This window comes from Blautia liquoris (assembly GCF_015159595.1).
Taxonomy (GTDB): Bacteria; Bacillota; Clostridia; order Lachnospirales; family Lachnospiraceae; genus Novisyntrophococcus; species Novisyntrophococcus liquoris.
Map to the genome: position 1 here is coordinate 337,921 of NZ_CP063304.1, position 15,251 is coordinate 353,171.

Here is a 15,251-nt window from a genome sequence, read left to right on the forward strand (position 1 = left end):
GATAAAGGGATATGGCAGACGGCTTTCTATCACCAGAAGGTGAGTTTTTTGAAAAAAATGAAAAAGAAGATTTTCATAGTATGACGGCAAGAAGGATTCTTGGACCGGATTACAGCGATACGGATCCGGTAAGCGAACTGATTCGCCGTGGCTATCTGTCACTGATAGAGTTCCGGGCGCCCGGCGGATTAAAAAGTATCCAGCCAGATCTTGATTATGTGATCGGTAAGAGATCGGGGATGCTGACCGATGCACAGAAAGAATGGCTTGAGCTGCATCAAGATTGGCTTACCAGACATCAGCAATATACGATCAATATGGACGAGAATGGTATTTTCAAAGATTACGAATTAAATGATGTCAAAATGTATCTCGTCTGTGATGTCTGCCCTCTTCGGGATACCCGGAAGTTATGGTGCGACGGAAGAAACATAAAAGAACCGGATGACTGTGGGGCATGTGATAAGATTGTACCGGAGCCGTTAAAACACCGACAGAGATAATCCGTATGGATTCTACTGGAATCGAGTTACGTATCTATGGTTATTCGGATCAAAAAGGTTATGGTTTTCATGCAAGTATGAAAAGCATAACCTTTTGACTCTAGTATCCTGTTTATCTCACTGCTTCTTTTGCATATTTGGTAGTGACCAGTTTGTCATAGGGAGCGCGCCTGGACAACTCTTTGCTGCTTTCGAGGATATCCTGCAGAAGTTCGAAACTTTCTTTTTCGTATATCAGATCGGATTTCCATGTCTCCTGGTCATAATAACGTTTTACAATGGTAGTGATAGTCTCCAGTTTCGTTTCTTTAAACTGAGGGGCAATCACTTTGGCGATCTCTTCTGGAGTATGATTTTGGACATAATCCATTCCTTTTTGAAGTGCGTTTGTGAAAGAATGAATAATCTCAGGATGATCCTTGATATAACTCGATTTGGCACTGTAAGAAGTGTAAGGAACATATCCAGAGTCTGTTCCGAGGGATGCAACGACATATCCATCGCCCTCTTCTTCCAGAGCGGTCGCGGATGGTTCAAACTCAACCGTGTAATCGCCGCTGCCTCCAGAGAATGCAGCTGCAGTGGAACCGAAATCAATACTCTGATTGATGTCAAGGTCTTTAAAAGGGTCAATATTGTTCTGCTTCAAGACATATTCGAAGACCATCTCAGGCATTCCGCCCTTTCGTCCTCCAAGTACATCTTTTCCTTTGATGTCCTCCCACGTAAAGTCGGGCTCTTTTTGTCTGGACACCAAAAAGTTTCCGGCTCGCTGTGTGAGCTGGGCAAAGTTTGTGATGACATCATTCGCACCTTCAAGATAAGCGTAGATGGATGACTCACCGCCCATAAACCCAATATCAGCCTCACCGGAGATCAAAGAAGTCAATACCTTGTCAGCCCCGAACCCCGTCACCAGTTCCAGATCAATCCCCTCTTCCTTGAAGTAGCCCTTCTCAATAGCCACATACTGTGGAGCATAGAAAATCGAATGTGCGACTTCATTGAGCGTGACATGTGTGACCTTCGAAGAAGAATCTCTCTTCCCTGAACAACCAGAGAGAATAAGGCCTGTCAGAAGTGTAAATATTAGTAAACTTAACGTTTTTCTTCTCATAAAATCCTCCTGTTAGATATATTACGGTGCTATATTCTATGAGAAACCAGGGCAAATGGTGCCCTCCACTTGCCACCCAAAGAAAAAAAGAGTATAGTGATACCAAGAGTTTCAAAGTCATGCTTTTTCATGCTTGCATGGAAAAGCATGACCTTGAAACTCGCAACAGCATGAAAAGGAAGCCCGCCAGGGCGGACTTAGAATGCTGTTAGGATTGCGTGAGCGCAAAGCGCGGAGCAACTTACACAGCCCCTTGCCCTCTACTTAAAGTGCTATTCTGATATTTTGCAGAGAAAGTCACATCCTTACCGAACCAAGACGGCGGTATGAACTTGCGTGCACTTTCCTCATCTGGGAATTCCACTTCTGCGAGATAAAGAGTCTCATAGGGTTTATGAAAGTGATCCAGTTCGATCTTAAGCTTCTGGCCAAGAGGGAGGACATACCGGGTTTTTGATATCAAAATACCATCTGTTTTGGGGCGCATATGTTCATATGCTTCTTTTGTAAGCGGAAGATTGTATTCTTCTCTGGACAGAAACCCCTTTGATTTATAGGTAAGAACATACTCATCACCCTGACGGCGGATGCGGACAACGGGTTCCGTATTCAGGTAGCCTTGTTCAATTTCATAATGGGGATACCGATTTATGTTTTCCGGCAGTTGATGTATCAGATATTTACGTTCAATTTCCATATAAGTTCCTCGCTTTCGTTTTGATATTCATGATGTCCAGGGCGGAAGTTGTTGGATTGATTATAACACAACAGTAAAAAGAAGAGAAGATGATGGGTAATGATTGTAAGAGTCATTACAGAAAGGATGAAGAAGATGGCAAAAGCATATATATTTTTGGCGGATGGATGTGAAGAGGTGGAGGCACTGACGCCGGCCGATCTGTTTCGAAGGGCAGGCATCACAGTGTCTACGGTTTCTATTATGGGATCACAGACAATCGAAGGGGCACACAAGATTAAGTTCAAAGCAGACCAGTTGTATATGGATACGGACTTTGAAGATGGGGACCTCTTCATGCTTCCCGGAGGAATGCCGGGCACGAAGAATCTTGCGGATTACAGCCCTCTGATTCAACTTCTGAAAGACAAAAACAATGAGGGGAAGCGTCTTGCAGCAATCTGTGCGGCACCTGCACTCATATTGGGTGAACACAGTTTTTTGGACGGAAAAAAGGCTGTCTGCTATCCGGGTATGGAGGAAAAGCTGCTTAAAGCTGAGGTTCATACCGAGCCGGTGATCACAGATGGCAATATCACGACCAGCCGGGGAGTCGGCACGGTAATCGACTATAGTTTGGAACTTATACGGCTGCTCAAAGATGAGAGGACTGCACAAGAGATAAAAAAGAGCATTGTTTATTAAAAAAGGCTCTTTTCATTTTTCTATGTTTATGCTATACTGCAATAATGACTGTAAGTTTGAGATGATGCGAGCATTACTTTATAGATTTCAAGGAGGAATAAAAAAAGACATGAGTGTACAGGTCGAAAAATTAGAGCACAATATGGCGAAACTTACAATAGAAGTTTCAGCTGCAGATTTTGATAAAGCAATCCAGAAAGTATATGAGAAACAAAAAAGTAAAATCAGTATTCCGGGATTTCGTAAAGGAAAAACTCCCAGAGCTGTCATTGAAAAGATGTATGGCACAGGTATCTTTTATGAAGATGCGGCAAATGACACGATTCAGCAGAACTATCCGGCAGCAGTATCCGAATCTGAACTATCAATCGTATCGCAGCCTGATATTCAGGTTGTTCAGATCGAAAAAGGAAAACCGTTTATCTTCACGGCAGAAGTTGCTGTAAAACCAGAAGTTACTCTCGGGGAATATAAGGGGTTAGAAGTTTCGAAGTCAGACCTTACTGTGACCGATGAGGACGTGGATGAAGAAATAAAAAAAGAGCAGGACAAGAATGCCAGAACTATTACAATCGAGGACAGATTTTCCCAGGAAGGGGATACTGTTACGATCGATTTTGACGGTTCGATAGACGGGGTTGCCTTTGACGGTGGTTCCGCAAAAGATTATCCTTTGACTTTAGGCGCTCACCAGTTTATTCCCGGATTCGAGGAACAGCTTGTCGGAAGGAATCCGGAAGAAACTGTCGATGTACATGTAACGTTCCCTGAGGACTATCAGGCAGAAGAACTGCGGGGAAAAGAAGCAGTGTTTCAATGTGTCATCCACAAAATTGAAGCGAAAGAGCTTCCCGAATTAGATGATGAATTCGCCCAGGACGTCTCAGAGTTTGACACGATGGAAGAATATAAAGCCGATATCAGGAAAAATCTGGAAAGTAAAAAAGAAGAAGAAGCAAAACGCGCAAAAGAGGATGCAGCGGTTGACAAAGCAATTGAGAATGCCACAATGGATATTCCGGATGCCATGGTCGACACGCAGGTAAATCAGATGGTCGATGATTTTGCAAAAAGAATCCAGTCTCAGGGACTTACCATGGAGCAGTACATGCAGTTTACCGGTTCAACGATGGACAGCGTCCGTGAGCAGATGAAGCCGCAGGCACTCAAGAGCATCCAGTCCAGACTGGTACTTGAGAAAATAGCTGAGGCAGAGAAGATTGAAATCGGCGATGACAGGTTGGATGAAGAAATCAAAAACATGGCAGAGATGTACAAGATGGAACCGGATAAATTCAAAGACCTCATCGGCGATTATGAAAAAGAGCAGATGAAACAGGATCTGTCCGTTCAGGAGGCAATTACATTTCTGGCAGACAGTGCAGTAGAAAAATAACAATAGATGTTTTTTTCAAAAGGAGGCTATAGTATGAGCTTAGTACCTTATGTCATAGAACAGACAAGCAGAGGCGAAAGAAGTTACGATATATATTCAAGATTGTTAAAAGATCGCATCATTTTTCTCGGTGAAGAGGTCAATGATGCAAGTGCAAGCGTGATTGTCGCTCAGCTTTTATTCCTTGAGGCAGAAGATCCGGGAAAAGACATTCACCTGTATATCAACAGTCCGGGCGGTTCTGTTACATCCGGATTCGCAATTTACGATACGATGAAGTACATTAAGTGCGATATTGAGACTATTTGTGTTGGAATGGCAGCCAGCATGGGGGCATTTTTGCTGACAGCCGGAACAAAAGGAAAACGTCTTGCACTGCCAAATGCCGAAATCATGATTCACCAGCCTTCCGGCGGTGCCCAGGGACAGGCTACAGAAATTGGGATTGTGGCAGATCATATCATGAAAACGAAACAAAAGCTAAATAAGATCTTATCGGAAAGTACAGGGCAGCCAATTGAGAAAATTCAGGCTGACACCGAGCGTGATAACTATATGTCCGCTCAGGAAGCTCTGGACTATGGTCTGATTGATAAAGTAATTACGAACAGATAAGAATTGTCAGAAAGGGGTACTGCATTCGCAGCGCCCTTTTGTTAAAAAAATGGAAGGGAAAGGATACGTAAAATATGGCAGTAAAGGGAAATGACAGAGTCAGATGCTCATTTTGCGGAAAGACCGACGAACAGGTCAGAAAGATGATTGCGGGTCCCGACGGAGCTTATATCTGTGATGAATGCGTAGGGATATGTTCCGAGATCATCGAAGAAGATTATGAGCCGGAGATGACTGATTCAGATGATATTAATCTTATGAAACCAAAAGAGATTAAGGAATATCTCGACGAATATGTCATAGGACAAGACGAGGCAAAGCGTGTGCTGTCCGTGGCTGTATATAATCACTATAAGAGAATTTTAGCTCAGGAGGCATCGGAAGTGGAGCTTCAAAAGAGCAATGTTCTAATGCTTGGACCGACAGGATCTGGAAAGACATTGCTGGCCCAGACACTCGCAAAGCTTTTGAATGTGCCGTTTGCGATCGGCGATGCTACGGCTCTTACCGAGGCCGGATATGTCGGCGAAGATGTGGAGAACATTCTGCTAAAATTGATTCAGGCTGCTGATTATGATATGGAACGTGCACAGCACGGCATCATATATATCGATGAGATTGATAAAATAACAAGGAAATCGGAGAATGCATCCATCACCCGGGATGTCTCTGGTGAGGGTGTGCAGCAGGCACTCCTTAAGATTCTGGAGGGAACCGTGGCAAGTGTGCCGCCGCAGGGAGGAAGAAAGCATCCACATCAGGAGTTTATTCAGATTGATACGACGAATATTCTGTTCATCTGCGGTGGAGCTTTCGACGGAATCGAAAAGGTGATCGCATCTCGTCAGGATACGAAAGCCATCGGATTCGGCGGAAATATCTCGGAGAAGACAGATGAGAATGTAGGAAAACTGTTAAAGCAGATCATGCCGCAGGATTTTGTAAAATACGGGATGATTCCGGAATTTATCGGGCGTGTGCCGGTGGTTGTATCGCTGGATGCTTTGGATGAAGATGCATTGATTCAGATTCTCACAAAGCCTAAAAATTCACTGGTAAACCAGTATCGCAAGCTGTTTGAACTGGATGGTGTCAGACTGGAATTTGATGAAGATGCACTGAAAGCGATGGCGAAAAAGGCGATGGATCAAAAGACCGGTGCCAGGGGATTAAGATCCATCATGGAAGGAACTGTGATGGATCTGATGTATGAGACTCCGTCAGACAACACGATTAAGTCCTGCAAAATCACCGCTGATGTGGTGGGCAGGAAGGGAGAACCCGTTATCGAATATGGAGAGGCCGCTCCTATCCCGAGAAGGAAACAAAGCAGACGCAAAGGCAGACCGGAAACGGCTTGATGAAGAATTGAGGAGTACAGATGAGTAACCTGATTAGAGTGATGCCGGCGGTTACACTTCGAGGTGTAACGATCTTGCCGGATATGATTGTTCATTTTGATGTGAGCAGAGATAAATCCGTGAAAGCGGTTCAATCCGCTATGAGTTCTGATCAGAAAGTGTTCTTAATTACGCAGCGTGACCCGGAGGTTGAACATCCGGGTCTGTTTGACGTGTATAAAGTTGGTACCATAGCTAAGATTAAACAGATTGTAAAGATGCCGGAAGGTGTACTGCGGATTCTGGCGGAGGGCGAAGATCGGGCAGAATTGAAACAACTCAGGGAGAAAGAGGAATATCTTGAGGCCGAGATTGAAAAGATAAAGGATTGTGAAAGAATCGAGGATGACGATGTCAAAGAAGCCATGCTTCGCAGTATGAAAGAACTTTTTATTGTTTATGGGAAGGATAATCCTCGGATCAGCAAACAACTGCAAAAAGAGATTCTTAAAAATGATGACATTGTGCAGCTGATGAATCAGATCTCGATCAATATCCCGGTGACGTATCAGCAGAGGCAGAAGATCTTAGAGGCAGCAAGTCTTGCTGACCGGTATGAACAGCTGGGGTTGATTTTGACAAAAGAGATTCAGATCAGAGGAATACAAAGTGAACTTCAGCAGAAGATGCAAAGTCAGATTGATAAGAACCAGAAAGACTACATCTTAAGAGAGCAGATGAAGGTGATTCGCGAGGAACTCGGTGACGGTGCAAAAGCCGATATTGACCGATTTCGGGAGGAAACCGAAAAACTTACGGCATCGAAAGAAGTAATGGATCAGATTTATAAAGAAATCGATCACTATGAAAACGTGAGCAATAACCCTGCAGAGGGAGCAGTAAGCAGAGGGTATATTGAAAACCTGCTGGGTCTTCCCTGGAATAAAACCTCCAGAGAAACGAAAGATCTGTCAAGGGCCAGAAAAATCCTCGAGGAGGATCATTATGGACTTATTAAGGTAAAAGAACGGATACTGGAAACACTGGCAGTCCGCATGCTCACACGCAAAGGGGATGCGCCGATTATATGTCTGGTGGGACCTCCCGGAACAGGAAAAACTTCCATCGCAAAGTCTGTCGCGAGGGCACTGAAGAAGCGATACATCCGCATCAGCCTGGGCGGAGTCCGCGATGAGGCTGAGATCAGAGGACACAGGCGAACCTATGTGGGAGCCATGCCGGGAAGAATTGCCGCAGGTTTGCATCAGGCCGGAGTGAAGAATCCATTGATGCTTCTGGATGAAATCGATAAAATTGGTTCAGACTATAAAGGAGATCCCTCTTCAGCACTTCTGGAAGTCCTGGATTCGGAACAGAACAGTAAGTTTATCGATCACTATATTGAGATCCCGATTGATCTGTCGGATGTTCTGTTCATTGCCACAGCGAATGATATCCAGACAATTCCGCGGCCCCTTGTCGATCGAATGGAAATCATAGAGATTTCAAGTTATACAGAAAACGAGAAGATGCATATCGCAAAAGAACATCTGATCTCAAAGCAGATGAAGGCAAATGGTATAAAAAAGGGGCAGCTGATTATCCACGATGATGCTCTGGAACACATGATTTCTTCCTATACACGAGAAGCAGGTGTCAGAGGTCTGGAACGCAGCATTGCCCAGATCTGCAGAAGATCTGCGCGTCTGATACTGGAAGAAAAAAAGACAGTGTCCGATGTGCGCACAGATAATCTGGAAGCCTATCTTGGAAAGCCCAGATATACGATTCCAAAGATGGGTAAGAATCCCGAAATTGGAATCGTGAACGGACTGGCCTGGACGAGCGTGGGAGGTGTCACACTGGAGGTTGAGGTGAATGTTATGCCTGGCAAAGGTGCATTTCTCCTGACCGGAAGTCTCGGAGATATTATGAAAGAATCCGCACAGACTGGAATCAGCTATATTCGCTCCGTCGCAAAAAGGTATGGTATCTTTGATGATTTTTTTAAAGAAAATGACATTCATATACATATTCCGGAAGGGGCAGTTCCAAAAGACGGTCCGTCTGCCGGCGTGACAATGGTGACAGCCATGATATCTGCGATCACAAAGAATCCCATTCGGCAGGATGTGGCAATGACCGGAGAGATTACGCTGCGAGGAAGAGTGCTTCCAATCGGCGGGCTGAAGGAAAAACTTCTGGCTGCAAAAAAGGCCGGAATTACAACTGCATTTGTCCCCGATGAAAATCGTCCGGATGTGGAAGAATTGGATAAAGAAATAACAGATGGCCTTGCGATCTGCTTTGTAAAGTCGATAGATCAGATTTTAGAAAAAGTAGTGATATGGCCCAAGACCGAGAAAATAGAGGAAAATGTATCATGATTATAAAACAGGTATCGCTGGGATTTGTATGCGGAATTACAAGCACGCTTCCTGACACAGGGCAGCCTGAGATTGCATTCGCCGGGAAGTCGAATGTGGGAAAATCATCGCTTATCAACGCGCTGATGAACAGAAAAGCTCTGGCAAGGACAAGCGGACAGCCGGGTAAAACACAGACGATCAACTATTATCATGTAAATGAAGAGATGTATCTGGTTGACCTTCCAGGCTATGGTTATGCGAAGGTTTCTGAGAGCGTTAAGGAAAAGTGGGGAAATATGATAGAATCCTATCTGCATTCCTCGCAGACCTTAAAAGCTGTATTCCTTCTGATTGATATCCGTCATGATCCCTCAGCAAATGACAAGACGATGTATGACTGGATCAGTTATCAGGGATATCAGCCGGTGATTATTGCGACAAAACTAGATAAGATTAAGCGCAGCCAGATACAAAAACAGGTGAAACGAATCCGCGAAGGGCTGGATGTGGCGGAGAAAACACCAATTATTCCATTCTCCGCCCAGACAAAACAGGGCCGTGATGAGATCTGGGACTTAATCGAGGAGTTCTGCTGATGGGGATTATTAGAGCGTCAAAATTAGGATTTGAGTATTACAAATACAATGATGAAGATCAGGATCCAGAAGTTACCCGTGCGATCGAGGATGTGAACTTAGATATCAGGGCAGGACAGTTTATCGCAATTCTTGGTCATAACGGCAGCGGGAAATCAACACTGGCAAAACACATGAACGGACTTCTTGTTCCCACGGAAGGGACACTTTGGGTCGAGAACATGGATACTTCCGAAGAGGAGGATGTCTGGAAGATCCGCCAGAGAGCTGGAATGGTTTTTCAAAATCCAGATAATCAGATTATCGGCACGGTTGTGGAGGAAGATGTGGGATTTGGCCCTGAGAATATGGGTGTGCCCACAGACGAAATTTGGAAACGGGTTGATGAAAGTCTTGAAAAAGTTGGAATGGTTGCCTACAGACACCAGTCTCCGAATAAACTCTCAGGAGGACAAAAACAGAGGGTTGCGATCGCAGGGGTCATGGCGATGCGGCCGAAGTGCATCGTGCTCGATGAGCCAACGGCCATGTTGGATCCCAATGGAAGAAAAGAAGTACTGCAGGCTGTCCTCGATTTGAATCAGGAAGAGGGTGTGACCGTGATACTGATCACACACTATATGGAGGAAGTCGTCCATTCGGATCATCTATTTGTGATGGATAAGGGGCGGATTGTCATGCAGGGAACACCCAGAGAGATCTTCTCACAGGTCGACCGATTAAAGGAGCTTCGTCTTGATGTCCCGCAGGTAACTTTGTTGGCCCATGAACTGGGAAAGTCCGGGCTTGACATTCCGGAAGGAGTTCTTACAATTGAAGAACTGATCAAAAGTCCCGGTATTCAAAGTGCGCAAGAGAAAGCCCGTGCAAAAGATACAGAAGTTGATGGAGCGAAGAACCGTGTTTTGGATCATGCACTGGAATCCCAAGAGGATTCAAGTGATGATCAGGGATCTTTGCGGTTGGAAGATGTGACGTATACCTACAGTCCGGGCACCGTATATGAGATTCATGCCCTGGATCATGTGAATCTTAAGATACCGCAAGGGCAGTTTCTGGGAATTATCGGTCATACGGGAAGTGGAAAGTCGACTTTGATTCAGCATTTGAATGGTCTGATCCGACCAACCGGTGGTAAAGTTTTGTACAGCGGAGAAGACATCTGGGCAGAAGACTATGATCTCAGAAGCCTGCGGTTTCATGTAGGACTCGTATTTCAGTATCCGGAGCATCAGCTCTTTGAGACTGACGTACTGACCGATGTGTGCTTTGGACCGAAGAATGAAGGGCTGACATCGGATGAGTGCAAGGCACGGGCGATCGAGGCACTCGAACATGTCGGAGTGGGAGAGGATTTATATGAGAAGTCTCCGTTTGAACTGTCAGGCGGACAGAAACGAAGAGTGGCAATTGCCGGCGTTCTGGCCATGAATCCGGACGTTCTCGTGCTGGATGAACCCACTGCAGGTCTAGATCCGAGAGGAAGAGATGAGATCCTTGATCAGATCGCCCTGCTGCATAGGACGCGGGGAATCACGATCGTGCTGGTCTCACACAGCATGGAGGATATTGCAAAGTATGTAGAGCGTCTTGTTGTCATGAATGAAGGAAAAAAGGCGTTTGACGGGGCCCCAAAAGAGGTTTTCTCTCATTATAAAGAGTTGGAAAAGATGGGACTTGCGGCGCCGCAAGTGACTTACATCATGCATGCACTAAAAGATCAGGGACTGTCTGTGGATGTCACCTGCGATAAGGTGCAGGAGGCAAAGGAGTCAATTCTTAAAGCCGTCAATCAATTCGAAAAAAAGATACAGATGGGACAAACGAATGATTAGAGATATTACATTAGGACAATACTACCCGGCAGATTCTGTTCTGCACAGACTGGATCCCAGAGTCAAGTTTATCGGGACAATTGTGTATATCATATCGCTTTTTCTGTTTAAGAGCTGGGGCTACATTCTTGGAACTATGTTCTTAGGCGGCGTTATCATACTTTCGAAGGTGCCCTTTCGCTTCATGGTCAAAGGTTTAAAGACGATTGTGGTACTTCTTGTAATCACGCTGTTCTTTAACATGATTTTTACACCCGGGGAGGTACTTGTAAAGATTGGTATTATCAAGATCACAAAGGAAGGACTCAGCCTTGCAGCGAGAATGGGGATTCGCCTGATCTATCTGATTATGGGATCTTCAGTGATGACACTTACTACGACCCCAAACCAGCTTACAGACGGTCTGGAGCGTCTTATGAAACCATTGGATGTGATCCACGTACCCGTGCATGAGATTTCGATGATTATGTCGATTGCACTTCGCTTTATCCCGATCCTTCTGGAAGAAACTGATAAGATTATGAAAGCGCAGATTGCAAGAGGAGCTGATTTTGAGACCGGTAATATATTTAAAAAGGTAAAAAACATGGTACCGCTTTTAGTACCGCTCTTCGTGTCAGCATTTCGCAGGGCAAATGATCTGGCACTTGCCATGGAAGCCCGTTGCTATCACGGTGGCTTTGGAAGGACGCAGATGAAACCGTTAAGATATAAGAGGAGAGATTACGCCGCCTATGGCGTGCTCGCCGCCTATCTGGGCCTTAGTATCACCTGCCGTGTGGTACTTGGATGGTAGAGGTGAAAACCATGCGTGTGAAACTGACAATTGCCTATGACGGCACAAATTACAGTGGGTGGCAGATTCAGTCCAATGGCATTACAGTTCAGGATGTTTTGAATCAGGCACTTAAGAATCTTTTGGGTGAAGATGTCAGGACAATAGGGGCCAGTAGGACGGATGCAGGTGTCCATGCCCTGGGAAATGTAGCAGTATTTGACACGACATCTCAGATACCGGCGGAGAAGTTCTCATATGCCCTGAATGCAAGACTCCCGGAGGATATCCGAATCCAGAGATCGGAAGAAGTGCCGACGGATTTTCATCCCAGATTCACGACGACTATCAAAACTTACGAATATCAGATTCTGAACCGAACCTTTGCAGATCCCACGAGAAGGCTTTACTCCTTCCACTGGTATGGAAAACTGGATCTTGAAGCGATGCAGCAGGCAGCCCTTTATCTTGTGGGGGAGCACGATTTCAAGAGCTTTGCGACGGAATCCCCAGATGTGACAACCACTGTTCGTACCATCAATTCTATACGGTTGTGGAAGGAGAACGATATGATTCATATTCGGGTCACGGGAAATGGATTCCTCTATCATATGGTTCGCATTATAGCGGGAACCCTGCTCGAAGTAGGAAAAGCAAACTACAGACCCGAACAGATCCAAAAGATTCTCACTGCAAAAGATCGAAGAGCGGCAGGACCGACCGCACGAGCGCAAGGACTGACTTTGGTTGAAATTTGTTATCCCGACTGGGAATAGAAGAATATACCTCAGGACCTGGCGAAAGGTGAAGAAAACAGTTGACACGCCCGGCTGAGTATAATATAATGTATTATTGTGACAATGTATGTAAATACCTAAGCCAAGCCCCGGTGGGTGTTTTAACATATATCTGAAAAGTGAAGGAAAATGATTACAGGAGGTAAATCCATGAATACTTTTATGGCTAATCCAGATAAGATTGAAAAAAAATGGTATGTAGTTGACGCCGCTGGTTGTACTCTGGGTCGTTTGGCATCAGAGGTAGCGAAGGTTTTAAGAGGAAAGAATAAACCGGAATATACTCCTCATGTTGATACAGGAGATTATGTAGTTGTTATAAATGCTGACAAGATCAATGTAACCGGTAAGAAATTAGACCAGAAAATATATTATCAGCATTCCGGATATGTCGGTGGAATGAAAGAAACCACACTGAGAGATATGATGGAAAAGAAACCAGAGAAGGTTATTGAGAATGCAGTCAAAGGTATGCTTCCAAAAGGACCTCTGGGAAGACAGATGATTACGAAACTTCATATATACGCTGGTGCTGAGCATCCTCATGCGGCTCAGAAACCGGAAGTATTAACATTTTAAGGAGGAGGTAAAAAAACATTGGATAGCACAAGATTCTACGGAACTGGAAGAAGAAAAACATCGGTTGCAAGAGTTTACTTAGTACCAGGTACAGGTAAAGTTACAATCAATAAAAGAAGTATAGATGATTATTTTGGACTTGAGACATTAAAGACAATCGTACGCCAGCCACTCGTTGCGACAGAGACAGCTGACAAGTTCGATGTTCTGGTTAATGTATATGGTGGAGGATACACTGGACAGGCCGGTGCCATCAGACATGGTATCTCAAGAGCACTGCTTCAGGCAGATGCCGATTACAGACCGACCCTTAAGAAGGCCGGATTCCTGACAAGAGATCCAAGAATGAAAGAAAGAAAGAAATACGGTCTCAAGGCAGCACGTAGAGCGCCGCAGTTCAGCAAGAGATAATCAAAGCCCCAAAGGCTCGACAAACCCCGGAAAATCAATGGTTTCCGGGGTTTGTCTATGTCCGGAGATATCAAAGATAAGAGATTGAACTTAATCAGCTAAACTGATTTATCTGCATTTATAAGATTTGAAAAAGGAGGAATCATTCTATGACCGGACCAGACAAGAAAAAACTTTATCCGAATAAAAATATAAAGACAGTTTGCTATATAAGTAACCTGCCTAAAAGACCCAATGTTGAGATTGGAGAATATACCTATTATAGCGATAATCAGAATTCTCCGGAGAAATTTTATGATAATATAGAGCACCACTACGAATTTCTGGGGGATAAACTCATAATAGGCAGGTTCTGTGCAATAGCCGAGGGTGTCAAGTTTATCATGAATGGAGCAAACCACAGGATGGACGGAATTACAACCTATCCGTTTAATATCTTTGGATGCGGGTGGGAAAAGGTTACCCCTGCAATATGGTGGAACTGGGACGAAGAGAAGATATTTAATAATCTTGAAAAGCTAACATCGGAAGCAGGGTTAGATAAATTAATGAAATAAATAGTTCTTTTATAAAGCATGTAGACAAATAGGAATTTATTAATATCAATATTTAGTAGATAGGAGAAAAGAATGAAGTCATTTTTACTAATTGGACAATCAAATATGGCAGGTCGTGGATTTACACATGAAGTGCCTCCGATTTATAATGAAAGAATTATGATGTTGAGAAATGGCAGATGGCAAATGATGACTGAACCAATTCATTTTGATAGACCAGTTGCGGGCGTGGGGCTTGCGGCATCATTTGCAGAAGCTTGGTGTAAGGATAATAAGGGAGAAAAAATTGGTCTCATTCCATGTGCAGAAGGTGGTAGCTCCATTGATGAGTGGTCGATAGATGGAACATTATTTCGTCACGCAATAAATGAAGCTAAATTTGCAATGGAAGATAGCGAATTGGCAGGAATACTATGGCATCAGGGGGAAAGTGATAGCCAAGATGGAAAATACAAAGAATACTATGAAAAAATATTAAGAATCTTTAATGAAATAAGAAGAGAATTATCTGTACCTAATATTCCATTTATTATAGGTGGTTTGGGCAATTATTTGGGTAAGGTGGCATTTGGTGCAGGGTGTGTGGAATATCAACTCATTAACGAAGAACTAAAAAAATATGCACAGGGTAAAGAAAATTGCTATTATGTTACTGCTAAAGGACTTACATCTAACCCAGACGGTATCCATATCAATGCTATGTCACAGAGAATATTTGGCATAAGATACTATGAAGCATATCATAAAAAAGAGCATATATATGAACCATTAACAAATGAAAAAGAGTTAGTGGATAAATGTCATAATAGAGTGAATACTTCAGCGGAAAAAACATATATAACACTAGAAAGATTTACCTTGGGAAAGATTTCTTATGAAGAGTTGATGAAGGCTTTTTCGTAGGGATATGGCAGCAACAAATTCCAATTTATCGGGTGGGATTATTTCTATAACACGAAGATAAATAGAAATATAAGGAG

Annotated in this window: 15 protein-coding genes and 1 pseudogene; 14 read left to right on the forward strand and 2 right to left on the reverse strand. The window is 43.9% G+C overall.

All coding sequences use genetic code 11. The features are described 5' to 3' along the window. Positions 1–11 precede the first annotated feature (11 nt). Positions 12–503: a hypothetical protein gene (locus INP51_RS01600; protein ID WP_193736019.1), complete on the forward strand. Its 492-nt coding sequence runs from the start codon at positions 12–14 to the stop codon at positions 501–503. 112 nt (positions 504–615) lie between these two features. Here the strand turns inward: INP51_RS01600 and INP51_RS01605 are convergent, their stop codons facing one another. Both INP51_RS01605 and INP51_RS01610 read right to left on the reverse strand, forming a co-directional pair. Beyond that, positions 616–1,620, reverse strand: coding sequence for an ABC transporter substrate-binding protein (locus INP51_RS01605; RefSeq protein ID WP_193736020.1), 1,005 nt, complete (start codon positions 1,618–1,620; stop codon positions 616–618). Between the two features lie 241 nt (positions 1,621–1,861). Further along, a complete protein-coding gene (locus INP51_RS01610) occupies positions 1,862–2,317 on the reverse strand; it encodes a CYTH domain-containing protein (RefSeq protein WP_193736021.1) in 456 nt (151 codons plus the stop codon). Positions 2,318–2,452: 135 nt separating this feature from the next. Here INP51_RS01610 and INP51_RS01615 point away from each other — a divergent pair, with 135 nt between their 5' ends. From INP51_RS01615 to INP51_RS01675, 13 genes and pseudogenes are all read left to right on the forward strand, one after another. Beyond that, a complete protein-coding gene (locus tag INP51_RS01615; RefSeq protein WP_193736022.1) occupies positions 2,453–3,001 on the forward strand; it encodes a DJ-1 family glyoxalase III in 549 nt (182 codons plus the stop codon). Between the two features lie 109 nt (positions 3,002–3,110). After that, the gene (gene tig, locus INP51_RS01620; RefSeq protein ID WP_193736023.1) at positions 3,111–4,397 is read left to right on the forward strand and encodes a trigger factor; all 1,287 of its coding nucleotides are present in this window, start codon (positions 3,111–3,113) and stop codon (positions 4,395–4,397) included. A gap of 33 nt (positions 4,398–4,430) precedes the next feature. Continuing rightward, the gene (gene clpP, locus INP51_RS01625; protein ID WP_193736024.1) at positions 4,431–5,012 is read left to right on the forward strand and encodes an ATP-dependent Clp endopeptidase proteolytic subunit ClpP; all 582 of its coding nucleotides are present in this window, start codon (positions 4,431–4,433) and stop codon (positions 5,010–5,012) included. Positions 5,013–5,086: 74 nt separating this feature from the next. Beyond that, entirely contained in the window at positions 5,087–6,373 is a 1,287-nt protein-coding gene (gene clpX, locus INP51_RS01630) for an ATP-dependent Clp protease ATP-binding subunit ClpX (protein ID WP_193736025.1), read from the forward strand. 20 nt (positions 6,374–6,393) lie between these two features. Then, on the forward strand, positions 6,394–8,739 hold the full coding sequence (gene lon / locus INP51_RS01635; protein WP_193736026.1) for an endopeptidase La: 2,346 nt from the start codon (positions 6,394–6,396) through the stop codon (positions 8,737–8,739). Next, positions 8,736–9,317 (forward strand): ribosome biogenesis GTP-binding protein YihA/YsxC, encoded by a 582-nt coding sequence (gene yihA, locus INP51_RS01640; protein ID WP_193736027.1) that lies wholly within the window; start codon positions 8,736–8,738, stop codon positions 9,315–9,317. Before lon ends, yihA begins: the two co-directional genes overlap by 4 nt. Further along, positions 9,317–11,152: an energy-coupling factor transporter ATPase gene (locus INP51_RS01645; protein WP_193736028.1), complete on the forward strand. Its 1,836-nt coding sequence runs from the start codon at positions 9,317–9,319 to the stop codon at positions 11,150–11,152. Before yihA ends, INP51_RS01645 begins: the two co-directional genes overlap by 1 nt. Then, positions 11,145–11,948: an energy-coupling factor transporter transmembrane component T family protein gene (locus INP51_RS01650; RefSeq protein WP_193736029.1), complete on the forward strand. Its 804-nt coding sequence runs from the start codon at positions 11,145–11,147 to the stop codon at positions 11,946–11,948. Before INP51_RS01645 ends, INP51_RS01650 begins: the two co-directional genes overlap by 8 nt. After that, entirely contained in the window at positions 11,942–12,703 is a 762-nt protein-coding gene (gene truA / locus INP51_RS01655) for a tRNA pseudouridine(38-40) synthase TruA (protein WP_230406849.1), read from the forward strand. Before INP51_RS01650 ends, truA begins: the two co-directional genes overlap by 7 nt. Before the next feature lie 171 nt (positions 12,704–12,874). Continuing rightward, the gene (rplM, locus tag INP51_RS01660; RefSeq protein WP_193736030.1) at positions 12,875–13,303 is read left to right on the forward strand and encodes a 50S ribosomal protein L13; all 429 of its coding nucleotides are present in this window, start codon (positions 12,875–12,877) and stop codon (positions 13,301–13,303) included. 18 nt (positions 13,304–13,321) lie between these two features. Further along, entirely contained in the window at positions 13,322–13,714 is a 393-nt protein-coding gene (rpsI, locus tag INP51_RS01665; protein WP_193736031.1) for a 30S ribosomal protein S9, read from the forward strand. 149 nt (positions 13,715–13,863) lie between these two features. Next, positions 13,864–14,187 (forward strand): annotated as a pseudogene (locus INP51_RS01670) (acetyltransferase); the annotation flags it as partial. Between the two features lie 156 nt (positions 14,188–14,343). Further along, positions 14,344–15,174, forward strand: a complete 831-nt coding sequence (locus tag INP51_RS01675) for a sialate O-acetylesterase (protein ID WP_193736033.1) — start codon at positions 14,344–14,346, stop codon at positions 15,172–15,174. The last annotated feature ends 77 nt before the right edge of the window (positions 15,175–15,251 follow it).